Source organism: Magnetospirillum gryphiswaldense MSR-1 v2, from assembly GCF_000513295.1.
Classification (GTDB): domain Bacteria; phylum Pseudomonadota; class Alphaproteobacteria; order Rhodospirillales; family Magnetospirillaceae; genus Magnetospirillum; species Magnetospirillum gryphiswaldense.
In genome coordinates this window covers 2,378,265-2,403,588 of record NC_023065.1, presented here as the reverse complement: position 1 = coordinate 2,403,588, position 25,324 = coordinate 2,378,265, and the positions used below count along the sequence as shown (strand labels likewise).

The window sequence follows — 25,324 nt, the reverse complement described above, 5'->3', positions numbered from 1 at the left end:
TTGGGGGCGCGCACCCGGTGATCCAGTTCACCAAGCTACGTCTGTCGGGGTTCAAGTCGTTCGTCGACGCCACCGAGCTGTTGATCGAACCCGGCATGACCGGGGTGGTCGGCCCCAACGGCTGCGGCAAGTCCAACCTGATCGAGGCCTTGCGCTGGGTCATGGGCGAAACCTCGGCCCGGCAGATGCGCGGCGGCGAGATGGACGACGTCATCTTCGGCGGCACCTCGGGCCGCCCGTCGCGCAACGTCGCCGAGGTGCTGGTGGCGCTGGACAATACGTCCCGCACCGCGCCGCCCCAGTATGATATGGACGAGGTCGAGGTCATCCGCCGCATCGAGCGCGGCCAGGGGTCCAGCTATCGTGTCAATGGCCGCGAAATCCGCGCTCGCGACGTCCAATTGCTGTTCGCCGACGCCGCCACCGGGGCGCGCTCGTCCGGGCTGGTCAGCCAGGGCCGGGTCGGCGCCCTGATCAATGCCAAACCGTCGGAACGGCGCGGGCTGCTGGAAGAGGCGGCGGGCATTTCCGGTCTCTATTCGCGCCGACACGAAGCGGAATTACGGCTGAAGAACGCCGAGACCAATCTGGCCCGCCTCGACGACGTGCTGGCCACCTTGGACGAACAGTTGAAGGGCTTGCAGCGTCAGGCCCGGCAGGCGGCCCGCTATCGCACGCTGTCCGAGCAAATCCGTTCCATCGAGGCGCAGGTGCTGTATCTGGCCTGGTTGGAAGCCCTGGCCACCATCGACGCCGCGCGCATGGCCATGAAAGAGGCCGATCTCAAGGTCGAGCAAGCCACCGAACTGGCCGCCATCGCTGCCACCGCCCAAGCGGAAGCGGCGGCGGACTTGCCGGAAATGCGCCGCGCCCACGCCGAGGTGGAAGCCGGTTGGCAGCGCCTGATCGTCGAACGTGAGCAGTTGGATTCGGAAGAAGGCCGTCTGGCCGAAACGCGCCGCGACCTGGAATCCCGTCTGGCTCAGGCGGCGTCGGATTTGGGGCGCGAGCACGCCCGTGCCGCCGATGCCCAAGGCGCCGTCGATCGCTTGGCCGGCGAGCAGGAAATGCTGGCCGAAGCTGCCCTGGGCGAGGAAGAAGGCCGGGCCGAGGCGGAAGCGGTCATGGAGGCGGCGGTGCAAGCGGTCGCCGCCGCCGAAAAGGAACTGGCCGGGCTGATGGACGAAGTGGCCGCCGCCGACGCCGAACGGGCGACGGCGCTGCGCCGTCTGGCCGATGCCGAAACCCGGCGCGACCGTCTGCGCGACCGCGTCACCCAAGTGCGGACCCAGCAGGAGCAGGCCCAGCAGGACGGCATCGACCGCACCGACTTGACCGCCGCCGAGATGGATCTGGAATCGGCGCTGGAATATCTGGAGGAAAGCCGGGCCGAGGCCGAGGATTGGGACCGCCGCCGGGTCCAGGCCCAGGCGGCGCGGGATTCCGCCCGTGATGCCTTCCAGGCGGCGCAGACGGCGCGCTCGCGCCTGAAGGCCGAGGCCGATGCGCTGAAGACCGTGCTGGCGCAAGGGAGCGGGGGCGAATATGCGCCGGTTCTCGATCAGGTCGCCGCCGCCGCCGGCTTCGAGCCCGCCTTGGCCGCCGCCCTGGGCGACGACCTCAACGCCTCGCTCGACGGCGCCGCGCCATTGCACTGGCAGGCCCTGCCACCCTTGGACCCGCCTTTGGCCTTGCCTGCCGGCATCGACCCGCTGGCTCGTCACGTCACCGCGCCCGCCGCCCTGGCCCGTGTGTTGGGACAGGTCGGCATTGTCGCCGATGCCGATGCTGGGGAAGCCCTGCGCGGGCAATTGGCCGCCGGCCAGATGCTGGTGACCCGCGCCGGCGATGTCATCCGTTGGGACGGTTTCACCGCGCGGGCCGGGGCGCCCAGCGCCATGGCCGTGCGGCTGGCCCAACGCAACCGTCTGCGGGAGTTGGAAGCGCGGCTCGACGACGCCGAGCTGGGGGTCGAGGATGCCGAGGCCAAGGCCCAGGAAGCGGCTGAGGCGGTGGAAGAAGCCACTGAAAACGAACGCGCCGCCAAGGACGCGGTGCGTCGGGCCGAGGCTGAGACCACCAAGGCCCGCGACCTCCATTCCAAGCTGGCCCAACGTTTCGCCGCCCATGAATCGCGCATGAACGCCCTGGCCGAACAGGCCGAGGCGGCGTCCGCCGATTTCGAGGAAGCCGAAGCCGAATTGATGATGGCCCGCGACGTGGTCGCCGGCTTCCCGCAGCAGGAGGCGGGTAAGGATCGCGTCAACGCCCTGCGGGCCGAGGTGGCGGAGCGACGCTCGACCCTGGTCGAGGCGCGTTCGGGCCTGGACCGCATCATTCGCGAGGTGGGCGAGCGCAAGCGTCGCCTGGACGCCATCGCCGGCGACATGGATCAATGGCGCCGCCGCGCCGATGCCGCCCGCCAGCATGTGGAAGAACTGGAAGAACGGCGCGAGACCCTGATGCTGGAAATCGAGCGTCTGGCCACCATGCCCGACAGCTTCGCCAAGCGCCGGACCCACTTGCTCGACCGCCTGGACCAGGCAGAGATGGGGCGCAAGGCCTCCGCCGATGCCCTGGCCGCCGCCGAGGCGGCGCAGGCGGAAACCGACCGCGCAATGCGCGCCGCCGAAGCGGCGCTGGCCAACGCCCGTGAAGACCGCATCCGGCGTGAGGCCGCGGTTTCCGCCGCCGATCAGAATTGCCGCATGGTGGCGGGCCGTATCAACGAGCGCCTGGACATGACGCCTGAGCAATTGCGCGACATCGCCGATTTCGTCGAGGGCAGCCGCCCCGACCGCGACGAATTGCAATCCAAGCTCGACCGCCTGTCGCGGGAGCGCGACAACATGGGGCCGGTCAATCTGCGGGCCGAACAGGAGGTGGCCGAGTTGGAGGAGCGCATGAACGCCATGCGGGCCGAATCCGACGATCTGGTCGCCGCCATCGCCAAGCTGCGCGGCGGCATCGCCGAGCTCAATAAGGAAGGGCGCGAGCGGCTGGTAGCCTCGTTCAATCAGGTGGACCAGCATTTCCGCGATCTGTTCATCAAGCTGTTCGGCGGTGGCCGCGCCCATCTGGCCCTGACCGAAAGCGCCGATCCGCTGGAAGCCGGCCTGGAAATCATGGCCTCGCCGCCGGGCAAGCGCATGCAGGTGCTGTCGCTGCTGTCGGGCGGCGAGCAGGCGCTGACCGCGCTGGCCCTGATCTTCGCCGTCTTCCTCATCAATCCCGCCCCCATCTGCGTGCTGGACGAAGTGGACGCGCCCTTGGACGACGCCAATGTGGACCGCTTCTGCTCGCTGGTGGAAGGCATCGCCCAGACCACCCGCACCCGCTTCCTTATCGTCACCCATCACCGCATGACCATGGCCCGCATGGACCGTCTTTATGGGGTGACCATGGCCGAACGCGGCGTCTCGCAATTGGTCTCGGTCGACCTGTCGGCGGCGGAAGCCATACGCGATTCGGTCGTCCCTGCCTGAACTGGTGGAGTGGCACCACCCCTTCGGGGAGGGGGTGAATCCCTCGCATTGCAGCATTGGCCTGCCCGGAGAGGGTAGGAAGGGGTAAAATTATCATTTAAAAACAGTGTGTTATAAAACGCGGTTTGAGGTCTTGACACCGGCTTATGCACCCCTTATGGTGCCCGCGCTTTTGGTACTTAAGGGACCAGAACGGGGAGTGCAGGGGGCTCGCACGACATGGATGAGCAACAGAAGCATTCTTCGTTCGATGAACTCGATGCCCGTATCCGCGCTGCGCGCGAACGGGAGACCGAGGAAGCGGGTCGAAACAATGAGCGGCGCAATCCGTCTCAGGGGATCGGTCTGGGGATGCGGTTGTCGGTCGAATTCGTCGCGGGTGTTGCTGTCGGGGTCGGTTTGGGCTATTTCCTGGACCGCCTGATTGGCACCGCGCCCTGGTTGATGGTGCTGTTTCTGCTTCTTGGTGGAGCCGCCGGCGTTGCAAACGCCTATCGCGCTGCCAAGGGTATGGATGCAAGCGTGGGATTGGGAGCTGCCCAGCGTCGGCTGGCGGAGCGACAGAAGGACAAGTAGGAGACTCTCGTGGCTAATCCGATCGAGCAGTTCAAGATCAAGCCCATCATCCCGCTGGAAATCGGCGGCGTGGACGTTTCGTTCACCAATTCCGCCGTGATGATGGTCATTTCGGTGGTGTTGATCACCGCGTTCCTGACGCTCTCGGTCCGCTCGCGGGCCCTGGTGCCCGGTCGCTGGCAGTCCATGGCCGAGGTGTTCTACGAATTCATCGCCGGCATGCTGCGCGACAACGTGGGCAGCGCCGGACGCAAGTACTTCCCCTTCATCTTCTCGCTGTTCATGTTCGTCATGTTCGGCAACCTGCTGGGCATGGTTCCCGGCGCCTTCACCTATACCAGCCACGTCATCGTCACCTTCGGCATGGCCATCGTGGTGTTCACCGGCGTCACCATCATCGGTTTCGCCCGCCATGGAACCCACTTCCTGCGCATGTTCTTCCCGGAAGGTGCGCCCATCGCCACCGCCGTGATCCTGGTGCCGATCGAGCTGATCTCGTATTTCTCCCGTCCCTTCAGCCTCGCCGTTCGTTTGTTCGCCAACATGACGGTCGGTCACATCATTCTGAAGGTTCTGGGCGGCTTCGTCGTTACCCTGGGCGGCTTCTACGTGCTGCCGGGTATCGTCCCCTTCGCCTTCCTGGGCGCGGTCACCGTTCTCGAGTTCGGTATCGCCCTGCTGCAGGCCTATGTGTTCACCATCCTGTCGTGCATCTACCTGCATGACGCCATCCATATGCACTGAGCCCACTGGGCTTGGTCATCGGGTGTGGATTTCAACCTAACGTTTTCGATTTTCAGTCCTGAAGGAGCTAAGTAAATGGAAGCGAGCGCTGCTAAGTTCATTGGTGCTGGTCTGGCTGCCATCGGCATGATCGGCTCGGGTATCGGCGTCGGCAACATCTGGTCGAGCCTGATCGCCACCGTCGGTCGCAACCCCGCCGCCAAGGCCAACGTGGAACTGTACGGCTGGATCGGCTTCGCCGTGACCGAAGCTATCGCGCTGTTCGCCCTGGTCGTGGCGCTGATGGTGCTCTTCGCCTAATTATTGGCGAAGGTTTCTCCTTCGGAACGGTTTGGCGCCGCGATTGCCTTAAGGTGATCGCGGCCCACCGGCCGCTCCGATATCCCGGTTATGAAACCCGTTCAGGAGCATCGGGATGCCCCAGTTCGATCCGGCGTTCTTCGCGCCCCAGCTCTTCTGGCTGGCCGTCACCTTTATCACCCTTTACGTCCTGATGGCGAAGGTGGCCCTGCCGAAGATCGGCGCCGTCCTGGACGAGCGTCAGCGCAAGATCGACGACAATCTCGACAAGGCTGCGCAGTTGAAGGCCGAGGCGGAAGCCGCCGTGGCCGCCTATGAAAAGGCGCTGTCCGAGTCGCGGGCTCATGCCCATTCCGTCATCAAGGAAGCCAGCGAGCGTCTGTCCAAGCAGGCCGAGGAACGCACCCGCGATCTTAGCGCCAAGCTGGCCCAACAGATCAAGGCTGGCGAGGCCCGTATCGCTGCCGCCAAGGATGCCGCGCTCACCAATGTGCGCGAGGTTGCTTTGGATGTGGCCGGTGCCACCGTCTCCCGTCTGGTGGGCGGCAATGCCGATCAGGCCAAGCTGGAAGCCGCCGTCGCTTCCGCTTTGAAGGAGCAAGGCCAATGATCTCCGTCGCTTATGCTGCCGACGCCGCGCATCATGCCGTGCCGTTCTATGCCGATGCCGCCTTCTGGGTTGGTGTTGCCTTCTTCCTGGTCGCCGGTCTGGCTTTCAAGCCGGTGATCCGCGCCCTGGGCGCTGGTCTGGATGCCCGCGCCGCCAAGATCAAGGCTCGCCTTGACGAGGCTGCCCGCTTGCGTGAGGAGGCCCAGGAAATGCTGGCCACCTATCAGCGCAAGCAGCGCGATGCCATGAAGGAAGCCGAGGAAATCATCGCCCACGCCAAGGCCGAGGCCGAGCGTCTGGCGCAACAGGCCGCCAAGGACCTGGATGCCAGCCTCAAGCGCCGCGAAGCCCAGGCCATGGACCGTATTGCCCAGGCGGAAGCCGCGGCATTGCGTGAAGTGCAGAACGTGGCGGTGGAAGTGGCCATCAGCGCCGCTCGTGACGTCCTGGCTTCGTCCATCAGTGCCGATCAGGCTGCCAAGCTGGTGGACAAGGCTATTGCCGAATTGCCGCAGAAGCTGCACTAAGCCGCTTCGCGTCGGTTTTGAAAACCCCTCCATGGGTGACCGTGGAGGGGTTTTTTTGTTAGGCTGATTCCATGCCCTATGTTCTGCGTGACGATGACGGTACCGTTGTCGCCTTGTCCGAATATCCCTTGGCCGATCAGGCCGAGGATCTGCCGCCCGATCACCCGGAAGTGTTGGACTTCGTCGGCCGGGTGGTGGCCCTGCGCGAGGACGGGGTGGGCGATCCGTTCCTGGAGGCCGATCTCGACTTCATCCGGGTGGCTGAGGATCTGATCGAGGCGTTGATCAGCAAGGGCGTTCTGGCGCTGGCCGATCTGCCGGCGGAAGCCCAGGAAAAGCTGATGGCGCGTCGCGCCCTGCGCCACAGCCTGGGCGGCACCGGTGGGCTGGTGGGCGCAGACAGCGATTAACGCCGTCTTCTTAAATCTCCACCTGCGCCCCTAATTCCACCACCCGGTTACTGGGCAGGTGGAAGAAGTCCATGGCGTTGGTGGCCGAGCGCGACATCCAGGCGAAGATTTCCTCGCGCCATGGCGCCATGCCGGGGGTGACAGAGGGGATGATGGTTTCCCGCGACAGGAAATAGGAAATGGACATGGGCTCGTAGAAAAAGCCCAATTGGTCGGTGCGGGCATGGGCCAGGGTCTTGGGGATGTTCAAATCCTCCATGAAACCAAAACGCAGGATCAGTCGCTGGATACCCGGCGAGATCACCATGGATTCCAAGCGACGGTCTTCCGCCACCACCGGCACCTCCTCGACGCTGACGGTCATCAGGATGACCCGTTCATGCAGCACCTTGTTGTGTTTCATGTTGTGCAGCAGGGCCAGCGGCACGCCTTCACGCGTGCCGGTCAGGAAGATGGCGGTGCCGGGCACGCGGACGACACGGTCGGATAGGGCGGCGACGAAATCCTCGACCGGCATGGCCTCGGTGGAGAGTTTGGCCATCAACAGGGTGCGCCCCTGCTTCCAGGTGGTCAGCAGGACGAAGATGACGATACCGATCGCCAGTGGGAACCAGCCGCCATCGGGAATTTTGGTGGAATTAGCCAGGAAAAAGGCCATTTCCAGTACCATGAACACCCCCATCAGGACCAGCACCCGGCGTATCCGCCAGCCCCAATTCAGCACCATGACGATGCCGGCCAGGGCGGTGGTGATGATCATGGTGCCGGTGACGGCGATGCCGTAAGCGGCGGCCAGATTGGACGAGGTCTTGAAGCCGATGACCAGACCGATGACCACCACCAGCAGCATCCAGTTCATCACCGGCAGATACACCTGACCGATTTCCTGGGCCGAGGTATGGATGATGGTCATGCGCGGCAGATAGCCGAGCTGAATGGCTTGGCGGGTCACCGAAAACGCCCCCGAGATCACCGCCTGACTGGCGATGACGGTGGCACAGGTGGCCAACAGCAGCAAAGGCAGGCCGGCCCAGCCGGGGGCCATGTTGAACAGCGGGTTTTCGATGGCTTCGGGGCGGGCCAGCAACAAGGCCCCTTGGCCGAAATATTGCAGCAGCAGGGCCGGCAAGGCGACCAGATACCAGGCCAGTCGAATGGGGATTTTGCCAAAATGGCCCATGTCGGCATAAAGCGCCTCGGCCCCGGTAACCGCCAGCACCACCGATCCCAGGGCGAGAAAGCCGGTCCAACCGTCATTGGCAATGAAGAGAATGGCCCAATGGGGGGACAAGGCTTTCAATACTTCCGGCGTCAGGCCGATATTGCGGATGCCGGTGACGGCCAGGACGGTGAACCACAACAGCATCACCGGACCGAACACCTTGCCGACCGCATCGGTGCCGTGGCGTTGGATCAGGAACAGGACGACGACGATGGCCAAGGTGGCGGGGATGATGTAGTGCTGCATGGCCGGGGCGACCACCTGCAAGCCTTCCACCGCCGATAGAATGGAAATGGCCGGGGTGATGACGGCGTCGCCATAGAACAGGGCGGCGGCGAAGATTCCCAGGGTGACCACCAACAGGCCCAGGCCGGTACGCCCGTGGGTGGCGCGGCTGGCCAGGGCCAGCAAGGCGAGCGAGCCGCCCTCGCCGCGATTGTCGGCGCGCATGATGAAGGCGACGTATTTGGCCGACACCACCAGCATGATCGACCAGAACATCAGGGACAGCACCCCCAGCACATGCAACCGATCCAAGGGCAGCGGATGGTGACCGGCGAAGGTTTCCTTCATGGCGTAAAGCGGAGAGGTGCCGATATCGCCGAAGACGACACCGATGGCGCCGAACATCAGGGCAAAAACATTGCGCCGGGGCGCGTGTTCCGTGGTCATGGGCGCTCATCCGCCGTTTCGCAGACGCACATAAGGCAACCACCTGAGTTTCCGAGTCAATCCTTGAGCAATTGATCAATGAATTCAGGCACCAACCGGGTTGCCGGGCCGTGGCGGCTTTCGGCGAACAGGTTGGCGCCTTCGCTGGGGTCCAGATTCAACTCCAACGTATGGGCACGACCCAGGCGGCGCACCTGGGCGACGAAGCCGGCGGCCGGATAGACATTGCCCGACGTTCCCACCGATACGAACAGATCGCAACTCATCAGCGCCGCCATGATCTGTTCCATCTGCAGCGGGATTTCGCCGAACCACACCACATGGGGCCGCAGCGTACCGGTGCGGCGGCAATCGGGGCAGGTATGGTCGACGCTCAGATCCTGATGCCAGGGCAGCGGCAGGGCGCAATGGGTGCAGCGTACTTTCAGCAATTCGCCATGCATGTGGATCAGGTTGCGGCTGCCGGCCCGTTCGTGCAGGTCGTCGATATTTTGGGTGACGATCAACACCTTGCCCGGCCAGCGCCGTTCCAACTCGGCCAGGGCCTGATGGGCGGCGTTGGGAGCAAGGGATGGGTCCAGCAGCGACCGTCGCCGGGCATTGTAGAAATCATGCACCAAGTCGGGATCGGCCTGAAACCCCTCGGGGGTGGCGACGTCCTCCAGGCGCACCTTGGACCAGATGCCGTCCTCGCAGCGAAAGGTATCAAGGCCGGATTCCTTGGAAATACCGGCGCCGGTCAGGACGACGATGGAACCGGTTGCTGGGATTGGCCGCATGTTGACCTCGATGTGGTGAAGACCCTTGCGATGGCGCCTGGAAGGCGATATGCCCATCTGATGATTAAAGTTCTGTTCGTCTGTACCGGCAATATCTGTCGTTCCCCCACCGCCGAGGGCGTGTTCCGCGCCCTGGTGGAAACCCACGGCCTATCAGACCATATCATGGTTGATTCCGCCGGTACCCATGCCTATCACGTGGGTGAACCGCCGGATAGCCGTTCCGCCGCCGCCGCCCGCAAGCGCGGGATCGACTTGTCGAGCCAGCGGGCGCGCAAGGTGAAGGCGTCGGATTTCGACGATTTCGATCTGGTTCTGGCCATGGACCGGTCGCATCAGCAAAGCCTGATTCAGCTGTGCCCCAAGGCGCAGGAAGACAAGGTGCGGCTGTTCTTGTCCTTTGCCCCGGAACTGGGCCTGCGCGACGTTCCCGACCCTTATTATGGCGCCGGTGACGGTTTCGAGCGGGTACTGGACATGATCGAGGCCGGATCACGCGGCCTGCTGGACCATGTCAGGACGCGGCTCGCGTGACGCCGGAACTGGTGCGGCAGGTCGAGCGTTATACCGGACGCAAGGTGGCCGGGGCGCGGGCCATGGCCCGCGGCACGAGCGCAGCGGTCTGGCAGGTGGATTTGACCAATGGCGGCAAGGTGGTGGCCAAGACCGGCCCCGCCGTCGCGGTGGAGGGCTGGATGCTGCGCCTGCTGGCCGCCCAGACCCGCATGCCGGTTCCCCATGTGATCCATGATGGCGATGATTTGTTGTTGATGGATTATGTCCCCGCCGGCGATCCCCTGGATGATGCGGCCCAGCGCCATGCCGCCCAGATTCTGGCCGATTTGCACCGTCACACCTGGCATTCCTTCGGCCTCGACCGCGATACGGTGATCGGCGGTTTGACGCAAAGCAATGTTCCCGCCGTTCGCTGGCTGGAGTTCTTCCGCGATCAGCGGCTGCTGGCCATGGCCCGGAAAGCCCTGGATTGCGGGCACCTGCCCATGGTGATGATGGATGGCATCGAGCGTCTGGCCGCGCGTTTGGGCAATTGGATCATGGAACCGGAGCGCCCGGCCCTGGTTCACGGTGATTGCTGGGGCGGCAATATCCTGGTCAAGGGCGGTCGGGTGGCGGCGTTCATCGACCCGGCCTTGTATTACGGTCATGGCGAGATGGATTTGGCCTTCTCCACCATGTTCGGTACCTTCGGCGATGATTTTTTCGCCGTCTATGGCGAGTTGAACCCCATCGAACCCGGCTTCTTCGAAGAACGCCGGGATCTTTATCTGCTTTACCCGCTGCTGGTGCATGTGCGGCTGTTCGGCGGCCCCTATGTGGGCGGGGTCGAGCGGTTGCTGGACCGCTTTCTCTGAAAGAAAAACCCCGCCGGGCGAACCCGGCGGGGTTTGTTGTCAGTGGGCCACCGCCGCTTCGGCGCCTAGGCCGGTTTCCGACCGCACCCGCTGGAAGCGGAAGGCGGCGCGGTCGATTGCCGCCCGTTCCGAGTTGTCGAACATCGAGAACAGCCAGATACCGACGAAGGCGATGGTCATGGAGAACAGGGCGTAGTGTTCATAAGGGAACAGCGGCGCCTTGTTCCCCAAGACATTGACCCACACCGCCGGACCCAGCACGACGAAGGTCACCGCCGAGATCAGCCCGAGGAAGCCGCCGATGAAGGCGCCCCGGGTGGTCAGGCCGCTCCAGAAGATGGACAAGAGCAGCACCGGGAAGTTGACCGACGCCGCCAAGCCGAAGGCCAGGGACACCATGAAGGCGATGTTCTGGTTCTCGAACAACAATCCGAGAATGATGGCGAGGACACCCAGGACCAGCACCGCCACGCGGCCCACCAACATTTCCTCGCGCTCGGTGGCGCTGCCTTTCTTGATGACGCGGGCGTAAAGATCGTGGCTGACCGCCGAGGCGCCGGCCAGGGCCAGACCCGAGACCACCGCCAGGATGGTGGCGAAGGCCACCGCCGAGATGAAGCCGAGGAAGACGTCGCCGCCCACCGCCTTGGACAGGTGGATGGCGGCCATGTTGCCGCCGCCGATGATCTTGCCGGCCTGATCCAGGTAAGCCGGGTTGGTGCCGACGATGGTGATGGCCGAGAAGCCGATCATCACCGCCAGAATGAAGAAATAGCCGATGAAGCCGGTGGCGTAGAACACGCTTTTACGCGCCGCCTTGGCATCGGGCACGGTGAAGAAACGCATCAGGATATGTGGCAGGCCCGCCGGGCCGCACATCAACGCCAGCGACAGCGAAATGGCGGTGATGGGGTCCGAGATGGACGAGGACGGGGCCAGGATGGTGGCGCCGGCCTTGTGATTGCTGACCGCGCTTTGCATCAGCACTTCCGGGTTGAAGCCGAAATAGACCAAGGACAGCACGACCAGCACGGTGCAGCCGCCCAGCAGCAGGCAGGCCTTGATGATCTGCACCCAGGTGGTGGCGAGCATGCCGCCGAAGGTGACATAGGCCATCATCAGCACACCGACCAGGACGACGGCATAGGAATATTCCAGGCCGAACAGCAACTGGATCAGCTTGCCGGCCCCGACCATCTGGGCGATCAGGTAGAACACCACCACCGCCAGGGCACCGGTGGCGGCGAGCGAGCGGATCGGGGTTTGGCTCAGGCGATAGCTGGCCACGTCGGCGAAGGTGAACTTGCCCAGATTGCGCAGACGTTCGGCGATCATGAACAGGATCAGCGGCCAGCCGACGGTCCAGCCGACGGTATAGAACACGCCGTCCACACCCTTGCCGAAGACCATGCCGGAAACACCGAGGAAAGCGGCCGCCGACATATAATCGCCAGCAATGGCCAAGCCGTTCTGAAAGCCGGTGATGCCGCCGCCGGCGGTATAGAAGTCGCTGGCCGAACGGGTCCGCTTGGACGCCCAATAGGTGATGCCCAAGGTGCCGGCGACGAAGGCCAGGAACATGGCGATAGCCATGACGTTGACCGATTGCTTTTGCACGGCGCCGTCGATGGCGCCACCAGCGGCCAGGGCGGCGGTGGGGGCGGCCAGCGCAGCCAAGATGACGAGTGCGCGGATCATCGGCCCGCCTCCTCGATCAGGATGCGGTTCAGCGCGTCGAACTCGCCATTGGCGCGGTACACGTAAACACCGGTCATGACGAAGGCGAAAGCCTGGATGGCGAAGCCGGCGACCAGACCGACGCACCAGGTCAGCCCTTCGGACAGCGGCGCTGCGAACAAGGCCGGCTTCAGGGTGGCGACGGCGACGAAGCTGTAGAACACCACCAGCACGATGGCCGAAAGCAACAGGGCGAAGCGATTGCGCTTGCTCATCAACTCGGCATATTTGGGGTGGGCTACCACCCGTTCATAAATGTGATCGTCCATTCGGGTTTCCCTCTGCACTTGTCTGCGTATGCAAATTTTGCAAACGCACATACAGCAAATGCGGGAGTGGCAACAGGGATATAAAATTTCTCGAAGATGTCCGGTTTTGAAGTTGTTTGACGTTATGATTTCATTGTGCGTGAATTTGTGTGGAAATAGTATTCCATGTTTTGTGCCTTCATTGTATTGAGTGTGTTGTATAATGTATTGTTGTGCGGTTGTTTTAATTATTTCTCTTTTATGGTTTTGTGTTTTTACGCAATATTGTATTGATTATAGTGTTTTATTCTTCTCGCAATCGAAGTGGTTTTTGCCGTTTCGGTTTTCCACAGCAACCCGTTCGGGTGGGGTTGCATTTGCCGCATGGAGCGGTCAATGCCAGCGCATGACAAAATACGTGGAAATGTTAATCTGCTGTGCGCATGTCCGGTGGGACGGAGGCGGTTTTGCGTGTGATCGGATGGATGGTGCTGGTCTGTATGCTGGTTGGCGGTACCCAAGCGGTGGCCGCCGAGCGACCGTCGGCGCGAACGCAAGCCGAAGAAACCCGCATGGGGCAGCACCCCAACCTGACCCGCTTGGTTCTGGATGTCAGCGAGTTGACCCGCTTTTACACCCATGTGGCCGATGATGGGCGGCGTATCCTGGTGGGTATTCCGTCTGTGGATTGGGAGGCCAACCGCCACCATCTGAAGCCTTTCGGCCTGATTGCCCGCTTCGACTTCATGCGTCGCGGGCTGAAGCGGGGGCTCCTGGTCGTCCACGCCAAGATTCCGGCCCGCATCGAACATCAATTCACTTTGGGGCCGGACCCGGCGGGGCACCGGGGTAATCGACTGGTGTTGGATTTGGCCCCGCGCGACCTGCCGGGAAAAGCCGCCATGCCCAAGCGCAAGGGGTAGGAATGTTTATTCCGCCGCCATGACCCGGTTGCGACCGGATCCCTTGGCTTGGTACAGCCCTTTGTCCGCCCGGTTCAGCAGGCTGTCGAAGGTGGATTCCTGCGCGCCCAGGCTGGCGGTGCCGATGCTGACGGTAAAGTGGATGACGGTGCCGTCATCCGCTTGGGTCGTCGTTGCCGTTTCGATGCTCTGACGCAGGCGTTCGGCCATGATCGCGGCTCCCGCCGCGTCGGTTTCGGGCAGGATGATGGCGAATTCCTCGCCACCCAGGCGACCGGCGGTATCCTGATCCCGCACCAGACGGGCCATCGCCTTGGCGACATTTTGGATGGCACGGTCGCCGGTGGGGTGTCCCCAGGTGTCGTTGATGACCTTGAAGTGGTCGATGTCCAGAATCAGGACGGACAGGGCATGACCATAGCGGTGGGCGCGGGCGACCTCGTGTTCGCCGGTTTCGATCAATTGGCGGCGGTTGGCGATACCGGTCAGGGTGTCGGTGGTGGCCAGCTTGCGCAATGCCTCGCGCTGAGCCAGGGCGCGTAGATGCGAGCGGCGGACCACCAGCGACAAAGCCAGCAGGATGACGAAGCCCGCCGACAACTGCCAGGTCCGTCTTTCCCACTCGTGCAGGGTGCCGTTCTTGTCGTAACCGACGATCAGCAGCACCGGGATGTTCTCGATCTTGCTGATGCCGAAGATGCGTTCGCGTCCATCCAGCGGGGAGATTGCGGTGAAGTTGGCGCTGGATCGGGTCTCGCCAAAAGTGGGCTGGCCGGGCGGCGATGGGCTGCGAGTGCCGATGGCCTGGGGCAGCGGCGGGTTGCGAGCCAGCAAGGTGCCGTCGGAATCCACCAGGGCCAGGACGTCGTTGGGGCCGACGGTGAAGCTGGAAATCCAGTCTTGGGCCAGGGCCAGATCAATGGCGGCCAGGGCGCCGCCCTGCAAGTGTCCGTCGGTGGAGACCAGATTGCGGGACACCAGAATCATGGGGCGGCGGGTCGCCGATTTGTCCATGGGGATGTATTGGATGCGGGCTTCTGGGCCGATCAGTTCGCTTTTGTCGGTACAAAATTTTTGATTGCTACGGAATCCAAGCAATTTCGGGTTCGCCGAAGCGGTGAACACGCAATCCTTGCTGTAAAGGGTGATGCCCTCGACACCGGGAAGGGTGGCCAGTTTGTCGCGGATCAGGGCCTGCATGCGCTGGAAATGCTGCGGATCGGGATCGGGGTAGACCAGATCGTCGGGGCGGACCTTGCCGATGATGTCGCGCAGAACATAATCCGTCGCCACAATGGTGGTGCCGAACCATTGGCTCATGAACTGGCTTTTCTGCAAGGCCATGTCGGCCCTCTCCGCCAATATCCGGTTGCGGCCGTCGAATAGATCGACGACCAGCAGGATAGCGGCGAACGTCAACGCAAGAAGCAAGGCGCCGGTGACGCCCATGGACGAGACGGAACAGCGCTTTCCTGGTCCGGTGTCGCGCACGGGGGGCTCCTGATCAGGTTGGGCGGGGATGATAGCGTGGCATGATCGCATTGGTTAGTCTTTGTTTACAGGCCGGACGATCCAGGTTCTTCTCCGACGAAAATCCTGTTTGCAAAGATAGGGTAAGACGCCACCATGAAATACCTTGGGGTTTTGTCATGACCGTTGAAGATGTCCTGCGCGACAAGGGCCACGAAGTTCACACCATCGGTTCGGGTGCCAGTCTGCACGAAGCGGCCGGGCTGATGTTGGATCGCAATATCGGCGCCTTGCTGTGTGTCGATGGCAGCGGCGGCATCATCGGTATTCTGTCGGAGCGCGACCTGACCCGCAGCATGGCCATGCATGGCCATGAAGCCATCGATCGTACGGTCAGCCAATGCATGAATCGGGACGTCATCGCCTGCCGTGCCGACGACGAGGTCGGCAACCTGCTGTCGATCATGACCGAGACCCGCTGCCGCCATCTGCCGGTGGTGCACGAAGGCCGGGTCATCGGCTTGGTTTCCATCGGCGACCTGATCAAGGCCGAACATCGGCTTTGATCAGGTCGCCGTGACGGTGGGCTCAGGCCTTGGGCTTGGCCGGACTTTTCTTGGCCTTGGGTTCCGCCGTTTTCGCCTTGGCGGCGGCGGGCTTTGCCGCGCTGGTCTTAGCCTTAGGTGCCGCTTTGGGTTTGGCCGGGATGGCGGTCAAGGCGGCCTCCGCCTGCAGCCAGTAATCCATGGCCCGTCCTTCCGGCGCGCCGTCCTCTTGCCATAGACGATAAGCCAATTCCCGAACCTGTTCGTGCATGGCGCTCATTGTCTCGGTCCCCTTGTGTGACTCATCCTGAGGTAAGGTAACCCAGGCAACCAAGGCCCGACAATCGTTCAGGTCGGTTTTTGCGCTGCGGACATCCACTGATGATAAAGCCGCTTGACAGGCGGGCCTCTTTGTTCTACAAACGTTCCCATCACCGCTACACTTGCGCCCGCAGCTCAGGCGGCAAAGAAAAACGGCCCCGGATTGCTCTGGGGCCGTTTTTCTTTGCCGGATGGCGGGGCTGGGATCAGCCGCGCAGGCCTTGCAGGTTCTCGATACCGAGACGGCGCAGCGAATCGACCTTCTCGAGGGCGCGGCGAACGGCGTCGGAGGCGTCATCGATCATGGTGCGCAGGTTGTCGACGTAGCGGCGCATGGTGTCGGACACCGTGCGGAATTCCTTTTCGTGGACACCGGCGGCGGCGGCTTCGATGGCGATGTTGGTGGCGATGGAATCGGACTGGCTGACCACTTCCTCGACGCCATGGGCCCGCCGCGACAGGTCTTCGACGTTGGACGACAGATCGTCCAGCTTGTCGACCAGGGCGCGCATCATCTCGGCGAACTGGGTGCTGTCGGCGCCGTCAGCCGAGGATTCCTCGATGCTGCGCAACTGCTTGAGTTCGTCTTCGATCTTCTGCGACAGGGTTTCGGTGCGGGTGCGCAGCTGGTTCATCTCGCCCCGGATCTGGGCCAGACGGTTGACCAGTTCGCGGGTGTACTGGGTCAGGGCGCGAACGGCGCGGCCCTTGTCGCCGGCGCGACCGGCGGCCAATTCGGCGTTCAGCGACAAGATGCGCAGGTTTTCCGCCAGCTCGTCCAGTTCGCCAAAAGCATGGAAGGCGCGGCGGCAATCGCTGAGCAGCGCATTGGCGCGCGCCTCGATGCGATCGGTGCGCTGAGTGCCGGAGGCGCCGCGCGCCGTGTTTTCGACTTGAGTCATGACGTTTCAGCAATCCTCTAAAAGGCCAGGAAAACCCTATCCGCGTAGCGGCTTGATCATAACCATTTTCACGCCCCGCAACAGCGGGATTTTTTTCTTTCAAACAGTTTGGTCCGGCAGCTGCGGCGCGCCCTTCGTGGTGCGAGCCGTCACGCGCTGACCTCCCCCTCTTCCGCGCCTGTCCTCTCGGCGCGGAAGAGGGGTCGAAACGCCGTGCCGGAGAACCGACAGCCCCACCGGGCAGCGGCCCGGCGGCAGCGGCAACGGCACGGCGGTCCTTGGGGCCAGAACCGGTGCCGGAACCCGCACCCACACGCCAAGACCCAGACTTTCAAAGGAAAATCATCATGTCGACTTCGGTCATCAACGGTTACTCGAAGGATTACGGCGCCCAGGTCCATGCCGCCTATCAGCGCCAGGGCACCAAGCTCAGGAACACCGTGCGCACCCGCAACAACGTCACCGGCGCCATCGCCGTATTCCAGAAGGTGGGCAAAGGCAGCGCCAGCACCAAGGCCCGGCACGGCAAGGTGCCGGTCATGAACGTCGATCACCAGACGGTGGAATGCCAGCTTTACGACTATTACGCCGGCGACTGGCTGGACAAGCTGGACGAATTGAAGATCGAGCACGACGAACGCGCCGTCCTCGTCAATGCCGGCGCCTATGCCCTGGGCCGCAAGACCGACGAACTGATCATCGCTGAGTTGGACAAGTCCACCAATTACGCCCTCGACGGCACCACCGCCCTGACCAAGGACAAGGTGTTGGCGGCGTTTGAAATGCTGGGCGAGGCCGATGTGCCCGACGACGGCGAGCGTTACGCCGTGGTCGGCTGGAAGCAATGGTCCGATCTGTTGCAGATCGCCGAGTTTTCCGACGCCGATTATGTCGGCGACGACGATTTGCCGTGGAAGGGCACCCAGGCCAAGAACTGGCTGGGCACCTTGTGGATGCCCCATTCCGGTCTGACCAAGTCCGGCAGTGTCCGCCATTGCTATTGGTACCACAAGACCGCCATCGGCCACGCCGTCGGCTCGGAAGTGAAGTCGGAAATCACCTATCACGGCGATCGCGCCGCTTGGTTCTGCAACAACATGATGTCGCAGGGCTCAGCCCTGATCGACCCGGCCGGCGTGGTGTCGCTGCGCTGCCTGGAAGCGTAAGGAGACCCTGAATATGGCTTATCTGTCCAAGGATCTGTCCGTCCTGGCCTATGCCAACGGCTTCACCCTGTGGCATTACGCCACCCCCGATGCCGGCGCCGTCGTCGATACGTCGGGGTATTTCAATCCCGCCGCCGACATGCTGCGCGCCGGCGACATGATCATCGCCAACCTGGAAACCGCGGGCACGCAAAAGGCCGGACTGTTCTTCGTCCGCCAAGCCGCCGCCGGCGTGGTCGATGTCGCCGACATGACCCAGGTGGGGACGGCCAACACCGACTGAGCCTGAACACCGGGGCCGTCCCAGGCTTGGGCGGCCCCCTTTTTCCGTTTTTTCATCAGGAGACCCGCCATGGCATTGTCGGCCATCGCCCTATGTTCGCGCGCGCTGCTGAAGCTGGGCGCCACCACCATCGCCAGTTTCGACGAAGGCACCGCCGAATCGGAAGTGGCCGCCAATCTCTATCCGTCGGTGCGCGACGCCACGCTTTCGTCCTATCCGTGGAAGTTCGCCACCGGTCAGGTCACCTTGCCGCGTCTGGTGGCGCAGCCGGTGGCCGATTATTCCATGGCCTATCAATTGCCCGCCGATTTCCTGCGGGCCATGTCGGCGGGCGTCGCCGGCCAAGGTTACGGCCTGTCATATCGCATCGCCGAAAGCCGGCTGCATTGCGACGCCGACGAAGTCACCCTGACCTATATCTTCCGCCCCGACGAGATGGCCTTTCCGCCGTTTTTCGATCAGGTGCTGATCGCCCGGCTGGCCGCCGAGTTCTGCATTCCGCTGACCGAAAGCACCAGCCGGGCCGAGTTCCTCTATCGTCTGTCCGAGGATGAATACCGCCGGGCCAAGCTGATCGACGCCCAGCAGGACGTGCCCTCGGCCATCACCAGTTTCCCGCTGGTCGAGGTGCGGTCATGAGCGGCGGCAACATCACCCTGGCCAAGACCAACTTCACCGCCGGCGAATTGTCGCTGGACATGCTGGGGCGCGGCGATCTGGCGGCGTATGGCAATGGCGCCAAGCGTCTGCGCAACGTCTTCATCGCCCCCATCGGCGGGGTATCGCGGCGCCCTGGTCTGCGCCATGTGGACATTGCCCGGGGCAAGGGCCGGCTGATCGCCTTCGAGTTCAACACCGAACAGACCTATCTGCTGGTGCTGACCCATCTGCACCTGGACATCTACGCCGATGGCGTGGCGGTGGCCCATGTGGACACGCCGTGGACCGAGGCACAGTTGCAGCAGATCAACTGGACCCAGACCGCCGACACCTTGCTGATCGTCCATCCCGAGGTGGCGCCGCGCAAGCTGACCCGGACCGCGCACAGCGCCTGGACCATCAGCAACTGGACGTTTCATGAAGCCGATGGGGTTTTGTTCCAGCCCTATCATAAATTCGCCGCCGACGAGGTGACGCTGCAGCCGTCAGCCACTTCGGGGTCCATCACCCTGACCGCCTCGGCGGCGGTGTTTGTCGCTGCGCATGTGGGTACCCGCCTGCGTTTGCAGCAAAAGGAAGTGGAAATCACCGCAATCGCCTCGGCCACTCAGGCCAGCGCCACGGTGAAGCAGAATCTGGTCAACACCTCGGCTCATAAGGATTGGGAGGAGCAGGCGTTGTCGGCGGTGCGCGGCTGGCCGGTTTCCGTCTGCTTCCACCAGGACCGGCTGGTCATCGGCGGCAGCCGCGACCAGCCCAACCGGTTGTGGCTGTCCAAATCGTCGGATTTGTTCAACTTCGACCTGGGCGAGGCCCTGGATGACGAGGCCATCGAATTCGCCCTGTTGTCCGATCAGGTCAACGCCATCCGCCATGTTTTTTCCGGTCGCCACCTCCAGGTTTTCACCTCGGGGGCGGAATGGATGGTGTCGGGCCAGCCGCTGACGCCGAGTTCGATCCAGCTGACCCGGCAGACCCGGGTGGGCTCGCCCATTGATCGCACGGTGCCGCCCCGCGACGTGGACGGCGCCACCTTGTTCGTGTCGCGCAACGGCAAGGATCTGCGCGAATTCCTGTTCGCCGACGTCGAGCAGGCCTATCAGTCGGGTGATCTGGCCATGCTGGCCAAGCACGTCATGCTGGCGCCGGTGGACCAGGATTATGATGCCGGGCGCCGTCTGTTCCACGTGGTCATGAGCGATGGCGGTTTGGCCACCGTCACCGTCTATCGCAGCGAGAAGGTTACCGCCTGGACCGCCCATACCACAGCCGGTCGCTTTCTGGCGGTGGCGGTGGTCGAAGGCGAGGTCTATGTCCTGGTCGAACGCGAGGGGATCGTGTCGGTCGAATGCTTCGACGAATCTCTGTCCCTGGATGCGGCGCTGACCGGCAGTGCTGACACCGCCAAGATCCTCTGGTCCGGTCTGGATCATCTGGAAGGGCAGGTGGTGCGAGTGCTGGCCGATGGCGCCGCCATCGAAACCCTGGAGGTGCAAGACGGCGCCGTCACCTTGTCGGAACCGGCTAAAAATGTGCAGGTCGGTCTGCCCTATACCCACGAGATCGAGCCCCTGCCGCCGGTGGTGCAAAGCGCTGGCGGCGCCGGTCCGGGGGCGGTGGTGCGGCTGATCCGGGCGCATTTCCGTCTGCTCGATACCCAAGCCTTACACCTGGATACCGGCAAGGGCCCCACTCCGGTGCCGTTCCGCCGCTTTGGCCGCCACAGCTTCGACGCCGGGCCGCCGCTGTTTTCCGGCGACGTGCAGATCAGGGCCATCGGCTGGAAGCGCGACGCCTTCGCCCCCTTATGGCGAATCGCCCAAGACGCGCCCTTGCCGTGCACGGTGCTGGCGGTGGCCACCGAGATGAAAATATCCTCTTAACGGCAGGAACAAAACATGATCTAGCATATCCAGATCAACGATGTCGCGCCCCGGGTGCAGTACCTGGCCGACGGCATCCAAAGCGCCTTCACCTTTCCCTTTGCCATCTTCAAATTGGCCGATCTCGAGGTCTGGCTGGACGATAGCCTGCAGGCCAGCGGCTATACGGTATCGGGGGTGGGAGTATCCACCGGCGGCGTTGCCCTGTTCGCGGTGCCGCCGCCTGCCGATACCCGCGTCACCTTGCGTCGCCGCCTGACCATCGCCCGGACCACCGATTATCAATCCGATGGCCTGATCCGGGCCAAGACCCTGAACGACGAACTGGATTATCAGGTGGCAGCGTTGCAGCAGGTGGCCGAGGACGTGGACCGGGCCGTGCGCCGCGCCCCCACCGCCCTGGCGGCGATCGATTTGACCTTGCCGGAACCGGCGGCAGGCCGTGGGCTCAAGTGGAATGCCGGCGGCACCGCCCTGGTCAATTCCACTCACGATCCCGACGCGGTGGGCGATGCCACCCAAGCCGCCAGTCGGGCGATGGCTGCCGCCGCGACGGCGAGTCTGGCCCGCGATCAGGCAGTCGCCGCCGCCGCCAGCCTGGACAATCCATTGTCGGCGACGGCCAATCTGGCCGATGTGGACGATGCGGCCTTGGCCCGGGTCAATCTGGGCGTGCCCGCCGCCGCTGACTTGGCCGTGAGCACCCGCGACGAGGAAACGGCGGTGGCGCTTGACGATCAGGTGCTGTTGCACGACCAATCCGCCGGTACCGACCGTAGGATGCAGGTCGCCAATCTGCTCAAGGCCGTTGATCTGCTCGATACCGATACCAGTCCCGATGCATCCGCCGATTATGTGATGACCTGGGACAGTTCGGTCGGGGCGGCCCGGAAGGTGCGGCTTGATGCCTTGGGCGGTGGATGGGAAGTGGCCGGAATCACCAGCCTGACCACCAGTTCCGCTGCCGTGGTGATTTCCGGCCTCGACACCTCGCTCTATGAATACAAAGTGTATTTCGAGGAAGTCAGCCACAGCAGCACCTATCCCAGCAGCAACACGCTGCATGTGGTGTTGGGCTATGGCGCCGTCCCGACTTATGGCGCCAGTTACAACGTTGCCGGCATCAAGCAGGCCGAGGGATATGGCGCGCAAACCCTGTTTGGCGGCACGACCCAAGCCAACATCATGATCGCCGATGCGTCTGATCGGGCCTATCGCGCCATCCGTCTGGGGTGCCTGCACCTCCACCATACCGCCAATGTTTCGACCGGATGGTACCCGGCCTTCGTCGAATATTCCGGCGCCTATCACGCCTATAGTTCCGGCCACGCCAGTTTCATCACCGCCAAGGCCCACTTCACCCCGCCGGCACCGATTAGCGCGGTCAAATTGTTCGCCGGTTCCGGCGATATCCATCCCTATGGCCGCATCCGGGTGATGCGCTGCCGCATCACCGCCTGAGGAGAGGGCACAATGGACGAAATCAAGACCGTGTTCGACCTGGCCTGTGGTTCGGTGTCGCAACTGCCGCTCACGCCGGAAGACCGCGTCATCCGCAGGCAGGCGCAGGATGAACTGGCCGCCATGGCCCGGGCCGAGCAATTGGCGGCCATCGATATCCGTCTGGCCGTCCTTGACCGCCAGGCCATCCGCCCGTTGCGGGCGCTCGCCACCGGCACTCCCAGTGCCGAGGATACCGCCACTCTGGCGGCATTGGAGGCGGAAGCGCAAACCCTGCGCGACGAACGAGGCGGCCTGTTGGCCGCGTCGGCACCGGATTGAAGACCCATATCCGGATTTTTCTTCCCAGCCCCGCCGATCCCCGGCGGGGCTTTTTTCATGGAGCCTATGATGACCTTGCAGCACACTTACGGCGCCAACGGCGCCGCCACGCTGTTTCCGTTTTCCTTCGCCGTCGATGCCGCCAGCGATGTCGAGGTGCTGATCGACGCCATCGAGCAGACTTCCGGCTTCGTCGTGCGCGGCGCCGGCGGCAATGACGGTGGCTCGGTCCTGTTCGACGCCGCCCCGGCCTTGGGCGCGGTGGTCACCCTGCGCCATCGTGGTCGCGTCAGCGTCAGCGCGCTGGACACCGCCAGCGGCCATCTGGCCGACAAGTTGGTGGCGGGGGGCGGCGTCAGCCTGAGCCTTGCCGCCGATGCCGATGGTCGCCAGACTTTGACCATTGCCGCCTCGGCGGTGGATGGGGCCTTGCAGGCCGCGCAGAATTTGGCCGATTTGACCGATAAGGCGGCGGCGCGCGGCAATCTTGAGGTCTATTCGACCGACGATGTTGATGACGCCATCACTGCCAGCTCCGATCTGGCGCTGAAGAAGGGCGCCAATCTGGGCGACGTCGTCGATAAGGTGGCGGCGCGCGGCAATCTTGACGTGTATTCGACCGGTGAGGTAAATGCCGTGGTTACCACCAGTTCCAATCTGGCGCTGAAGAAGGGCGCCAATCTGGGCGACGTCGTCGATAAGGCGGCGGCACGCGGTAATCTTGAGGTTTATTCGACCGGTGAGGTCTACACCAGGGACCAAGCCGCCACTGCCTTTGCCGACAAAACTTTATCCACCGTCGACGCCGCGCTGGTGCGTGCCAATCTGGGCCTGGGGGATGCGGCTTTGTTGAATGTCGGCAGTAGTGCCGGCAACGTCGTCGTTCTCGACGGTTCCGGTCTGGTGCCGGCGGCCTTGTTGCCGGCTGCCGGCCCGTCGGGCAGCAGCCCGACCGGGTCGTTGATCCAGTTCGCCGGCAGTGCCGCCCCCGAAGGCTGGCTATTGTGTGATGGCAATGCGGTGTCGCGCAGCACCTATGCCGCCTTGTTCGCGGTGGTCGGTACGGTCTATGGCGTCGGCGACGGCGCCACCACCTTCGCCTTGCCCGATCTGCGCGGTCGCGCCGCCATCGGTGCCGGTCAGGGGACGTCGCTGACCAACCGGACGTTGGGCGACAAGGTGGGGGCAGAGACGCACGTGCTGAGCGTGGCGGAAATGCCCAGTCACAGCCATAATTACGAATCACATCGCCCCTCGAGTGGTGCGGGCGGACCTGTTCTCGGTAGCAGCGATGGGGTCTTGGTCCAGACGACTAATAGCGTTGGTAGTAACGCCCCCCACAACAACATGCCGCCGTCGCTGGCCCTGAACTTCATCATCAAGACCTGACATCTCCGCGAAAACCGTCACTCCCGCGAAGGCGGGAGTCCAGAGGGTGCTCCTCCGTCTTTTCCGCCACTCCTGGATACCCGCCTGCGCGGGTATGACGGCCCCTTCCCCAATTCCAGCCCCGCCGATCCCCGGCGGGGCTTTTTTCATGGAGCATACGATGACCTTGCAGCATTCCTACGGCACCAACGGCATCAGCGATGCCTTCGCCTTTTCCTTTCCCATCGACCAGGAAGCCGACATCCAGGTTCTGATCGACAATGTCGAGCAGACGTCCGGCTTCACCGTGCACGGCGCCGCCAGCCCGGGCGGCGGCGTGGTGGTGTTCCTGGCGGCGCCGTCCGCCGGCAAGACCCTGCTGATCCGCCATCGCGGCCGCACCGCCGTTTCGTCGGAAGACGCGTCGTCGGGCTATCTGTCGGACAAGCTGGTGGCCGGCGCCGGCATCAGCCTGACCGCCCAGGAAGACGGCGAAGGCCGTCAGGTCCTGGTGGTGGCGAACACCGAGGAAACCAGTGACCTGTATCTGAAGAAGGATGCCACCGACGCCGAAATCGTCGCCTTCGTGGAGGAATATGGCGTCGCCACCGACACTTTGGACAACGTTGATCGAGAGGTTGGCCGGGCTCGTCTGCAAGTCCTGTCGGAAGTGGCGAGCGACCTGCGTTATTTGAAGAAAACTCCGGTCGGCACCGAAGCGCAGGATTTTCGGGGAGCCTATGACGTGGCGAAGGCGAGCGATGTTTACCTTCAGGACGACGCCGACGCGAAATTCGTCACCAAGGTTGCCCCCGATGACGTCGCCAAGACGAACCTGCGCGACAACTACGCTCTCGCTGAACGCAACCTGCTCAACCTGACCGACGCGTCCGGGGCTCGCACCCGGCTGGGCTTGGATAACGTCGCCTATCTGAACGTGGCCCAGGACTGGAGCGCACCGCAGCGCAACCGCGCGCTGTTCGCCGCCAGCGTCGGCGGTTCGGTCACCCTGGATATGAGCACCTACCAGAACTTCGATCTGACCCTGTCGGCTGACATCACCTTCGCCAATCCCAGCGCCGCCGCGATCGGTCAGCGCGGCACCATCGGCATCATCCCCAATGGCTTCGCCATTGCCGGCATGGGTGACCAGTGGAAGCGGGTGGGCGACACCGGCGCGCCGTCCGAGATCACCGGTCAGGGCCGCATCGACTACCACATCCGCGCCACCGACCGCATCGAGTACGCCTATAACGACGTGGAGGCATAAACCATGTTCAGTGACAGCATGATGCTGGGGGGCGGCCGCAAGGCCGCCTTTTCCATCGCCAATTCCGT

At 63.5% G+C, this 25,324-nt stretch carries 26 protein-coding genes; 19 read left to right on the top strand and 7 right to left on the bottom strand.

Annotated features, from left to right (window positions below):
• Positions 1-17 precede the first annotated feature (17 nt).
• The 7 genes from smc to MGMSRV2_RS11265 all read left to right on the top strand — a co-directional run bounded on the left by smc (position 18) and on the right by MGMSRV2_RS11265 (position 6,652).
• On the top strand, positions 18-3,485 hold the full coding sequence (smc, locus tag MGMSRV2_RS11295; protein ID WP_024080495.1) for a chromosome segregation protein SMC: 3,468 nt from the start codon (positions 18-20) through the stop codon (positions 3,483-3,485).
• A gap of 219 nt (positions 3,486-3,704) precedes the next feature.
• Positions 3,705-4,061, top strand: coding sequence for an AtpZ/AtpI family protein (locus MGMSRV2_RS11290; protein ID WP_024080494.1), 357 nt, complete (start codon positions 3,705-3,707; stop codon positions 4,059-4,061).
• A 9-nt stretch (positions 4,062-4,070) separates the two neighbouring features.
• Positions 4,071-4,805: a F0F1 ATP synthase subunit A gene (locus tag MGMSRV2_RS11285; RefSeq protein ID WP_024080493.1), complete on the top strand. Its 735-nt coding sequence runs from the start codon at positions 4,071-4,073 to the stop codon at positions 4,803-4,805.
• 75 nt (positions 4,806-4,880) lie between these two features.
• Entirely contained in the window at positions 4,881-5,105 is a 225-nt protein-coding gene (locus MGMSRV2_RS11280) for a F0F1 ATP synthase subunit C (RefSeq protein ID WP_024080492.1), read from the top strand.
• Positions 5,106-5,220: 115 nt separating this feature from the next.
• Positions 5,221-5,715, top strand: a complete 495-nt coding sequence (locus tag MGMSRV2_RS11275) for a F0F1 ATP synthase subunit B family protein (protein WP_024080491.1) — start codon at positions 5,221-5,223, stop codon at positions 5,713-5,715.
• A complete protein-coding gene (locus MGMSRV2_RS11270) occupies positions 5,712-6,242 on the top strand; it encodes a F0F1 ATP synthase subunit B family protein (RefSeq protein ID WP_024080490.1) in 531 nt (176 codons plus the stop codon). Before MGMSRV2_RS11275 ends, MGMSRV2_RS11270 begins: the two co-directional genes overlap by 4 nt.
• Positions 6,243-6,313: 71 nt before the next feature.
• Positions 6,314-6,652 (top strand): hypothetical protein, encoded by a 339-nt coding sequence (locus tag MGMSRV2_RS11265; protein ID WP_024080489.1) that lies wholly within the window; start codon positions 6,314-6,316, stop codon positions 6,650-6,652.
• 10 nt (positions 6,653-6,662) lie between these two features.
• Here MGMSRV2_RS11265 and MGMSRV2_RS11260 read toward each other — a convergent pair whose 3' ends face one another.
• Together MGMSRV2_RS11260 and cobB are read right to left on the bottom strand one after the other, a co-directional pair.
• The gene (locus MGMSRV2_RS11260; protein WP_024080488.1) at positions 6,663-8,546 is read right to left on the bottom strand and encodes a potassium transporter Kup; all 1,884 of its coding nucleotides are present in this window, start codon (positions 8,544-8,546) and stop codon (positions 6,663-6,665) included.
• Between the two features lie 56 nt (positions 8,547-8,602).
• Positions 8,603-9,382 carry a Sir2 family NAD+-dependent deacetylase gene (cobB, locus tag MGMSRV2_RS11255; RefSeq protein ID WP_084028056.1) on the bottom strand — a complete coding sequence of 260 codons (780 nt, stop codon included), beginning with the start codon at positions 9,380-9,382 and terminating at the stop codon, positions 8,603-8,605.
• 3 nt (positions 9,383-9,385) lie between these two features.
• On the opposite strand from cobB, the gene MGMSRV2_RS11250 reads away from it, so the two are divergent.
• Together MGMSRV2_RS11250 and MGMSRV2_RS11245 are read left to right on the top strand one after the other, a co-directional pair.
• A complete protein-coding gene (locus MGMSRV2_RS11250) occupies positions 9,386-9,859 on the top strand; it encodes a low molecular weight protein-tyrosine-phosphatase (protein ID WP_024080486.1) in 474 nt (157 codons plus the stop codon).
• Complete coding sequence (locus tag MGMSRV2_RS11245) at positions 9,856-10,698, top strand: fructosamine kinase family protein (protein ID WP_024080485.1); 843 nt, start codon at positions 9,856-9,858, stop codon at positions 10,696-10,698. The genes MGMSRV2_RS11250 and MGMSRV2_RS11245 overlap by 4 nt, the downstream gene beginning before the upstream one ends.
• Positions 10,699-10,737: 39 nt before the next feature.
• Here the strand turns inward: MGMSRV2_RS11245 and MGMSRV2_RS11240 are convergent, their stop codons facing one another.
• Positions 10,738-12,396 carry a cation acetate symporter gene (locus tag MGMSRV2_RS11240; RefSeq protein ID WP_024080484.1) on the bottom strand — a complete coding sequence of 553 codons (1,659 nt, stop codon included), beginning with the start codon at positions 12,394-12,396 and terminating at the stop codon, positions 10,738-10,740.
• Positions 12,393-12,704, bottom strand: coding sequence for a DUF485 domain-containing protein (locus MGMSRV2_RS11235; RefSeq protein ID WP_024080483.1), 312 nt, complete (start codon positions 12,702-12,704; stop codon positions 12,393-12,395). The genes MGMSRV2_RS11240 and MGMSRV2_RS11235 overlap by 4 nt, the downstream gene beginning before the upstream one ends.
• Before the next feature lie 446 nt (positions 12,705-13,150).
• Here MGMSRV2_RS11235 and MGMSRV2_RS11230 point away from each other — a divergent pair, with 446 nt between their 5' ends.
• Positions 13,151-13,606, top strand: coding sequence for a hypothetical protein (locus MGMSRV2_RS11230; protein WP_024080482.1), 456 nt, complete (start codon positions 13,151-13,153; stop codon positions 13,604-13,606).
• 6 nt (positions 13,607-13,612) lie between these two features.
• Here MGMSRV2_RS11230 and MGMSRV2_RS11225 read toward each other — a convergent pair whose 3' ends face one another.
• On the bottom strand, positions 13,613-15,097 hold the full coding sequence (locus MGMSRV2_RS11225) for a diguanylate cyclase (protein ID WP_024080481.1): 1,485 nt from the start codon (positions 15,095-15,097) through the stop codon (positions 13,613-13,615).
• 158 nt (positions 15,098-15,255) lie between these two features.
• Here MGMSRV2_RS11225 and MGMSRV2_RS11220 point away from each other — a divergent pair, with 158 nt between their 5' ends.
• The gene (locus MGMSRV2_RS11220) at positions 15,256-15,642 is read left to right on the top strand and encodes a CBS domain-containing protein (protein ID WP_024080480.1); all 387 of its coding nucleotides are present in this window, start codon (positions 15,256-15,258) and stop codon (positions 15,640-15,642) included.
• A 22-nt stretch (positions 15,643-15,664) separates the two neighbouring features.
• Here MGMSRV2_RS11220 and MGMSRV2_RS21435 read toward each other — a convergent pair whose 3' ends face one another.
• Together MGMSRV2_RS21435 and MGMSRV2_RS11210 are read right to left on the bottom strand one after the other, a co-directional pair.
• Entirely contained in the window at positions 15,665-15,901 is a 237-nt protein-coding gene (locus tag MGMSRV2_RS21435) for a DUF2934 domain-containing protein (RefSeq protein ID WP_024080479.1), read from the bottom strand.
• Between the two features lie 247 nt (positions 15,902-16,148).
• The gene (locus MGMSRV2_RS11210) at positions 16,149-16,844 is read right to left on the bottom strand and encodes a methyl-accepting chemotaxis domain-containing protein (protein ID WP_024080478.1); all 696 of its coding nucleotides are present in this window, start codon (positions 16,842-16,844) and stop codon (positions 16,149-16,151) included.
• Positions 16,845-17,191: 347 nt separating this feature from the next.
• On the opposite strand from MGMSRV2_RS11210, the gene MGMSRV2_RS11205 reads away from it, so the two are divergent.
• The 8 genes from MGMSRV2_RS11205 to MGMSRV2_RS11170 all read left to right on the top strand — a co-directional run bounded on the left by MGMSRV2_RS11205 (position 17,192) and on the right by MGMSRV2_RS11170 (position 25,256).
• A complete protein-coding gene (locus tag MGMSRV2_RS11205) occupies positions 17,192-18,010 on the top strand; it encodes a phage capsid protein (RefSeq protein WP_024080477.1) in 819 nt (272 codons plus the stop codon).
• Between the two features lie 13 nt (positions 18,011-18,023).
• Positions 18,024-18,293, top strand: coding sequence for a hypothetical protein (locus tag MGMSRV2_RS11200; protein WP_024080476.1), 270 nt, complete (start codon positions 18,024-18,026; stop codon positions 18,291-18,293).
• Between the two features lie 69 nt (positions 18,294-18,362).
• Positions 18,363-18,932, top strand: coding sequence for a phage connector family protein (locus tag MGMSRV2_RS11195; RefSeq protein WP_024080475.1), 570 nt, complete (start codon positions 18,363-18,365; stop codon positions 18,930-18,932).
• The gene (locus MGMSRV2_RS11190) at positions 18,929-20,836 is read left to right on the top strand and encodes a phage tail protein (RefSeq protein ID WP_024080474.1); all 1,908 of its coding nucleotides are present in this window, start codon (positions 18,929-18,931) and stop codon (positions 20,834-20,836) included. Before MGMSRV2_RS11195 ends, MGMSRV2_RS11190 begins: the two co-directional genes overlap by 4 nt.
• 54 nt (positions 20,837-20,890) lie before the next feature.
• The gene (locus MGMSRV2_RS11185; RefSeq protein ID WP_024080473.1) at positions 20,891-22,297 is read left to right on the top strand and encodes a hypothetical protein; all 1,407 of its coding nucleotides are present in this window, start codon (positions 20,891-20,893) and stop codon (positions 22,295-22,297) included.
• 12 nt (positions 22,298-22,309) lie between these two features.
• Complete coding sequence (locus MGMSRV2_RS11180) at positions 22,310-22,618, top strand: hypothetical protein (RefSeq protein WP_024080472.1); 309 nt, start codon at positions 22,310-22,312, stop codon at positions 22,616-22,618.
• Positions 22,619-22,675: 57 nt separating this feature from the next.
• Entirely contained in the window at positions 22,676-24,007 is a 1,332-nt protein-coding gene (locus MGMSRV2_RS11175; protein WP_242410669.1) for a phage tail protein, read from the top strand.
• Positions 24,008-24,155: 148 nt separating this feature from the next.
• Complete coding sequence (locus tag MGMSRV2_RS11170) at positions 24,156-25,256, top strand: hypothetical protein (protein WP_144084297.1); 1,101 nt, start codon at positions 24,156-24,158, stop codon at positions 25,254-25,256.
• Positions 25,257-25,324 lie beyond the last annotated feature (68 nt).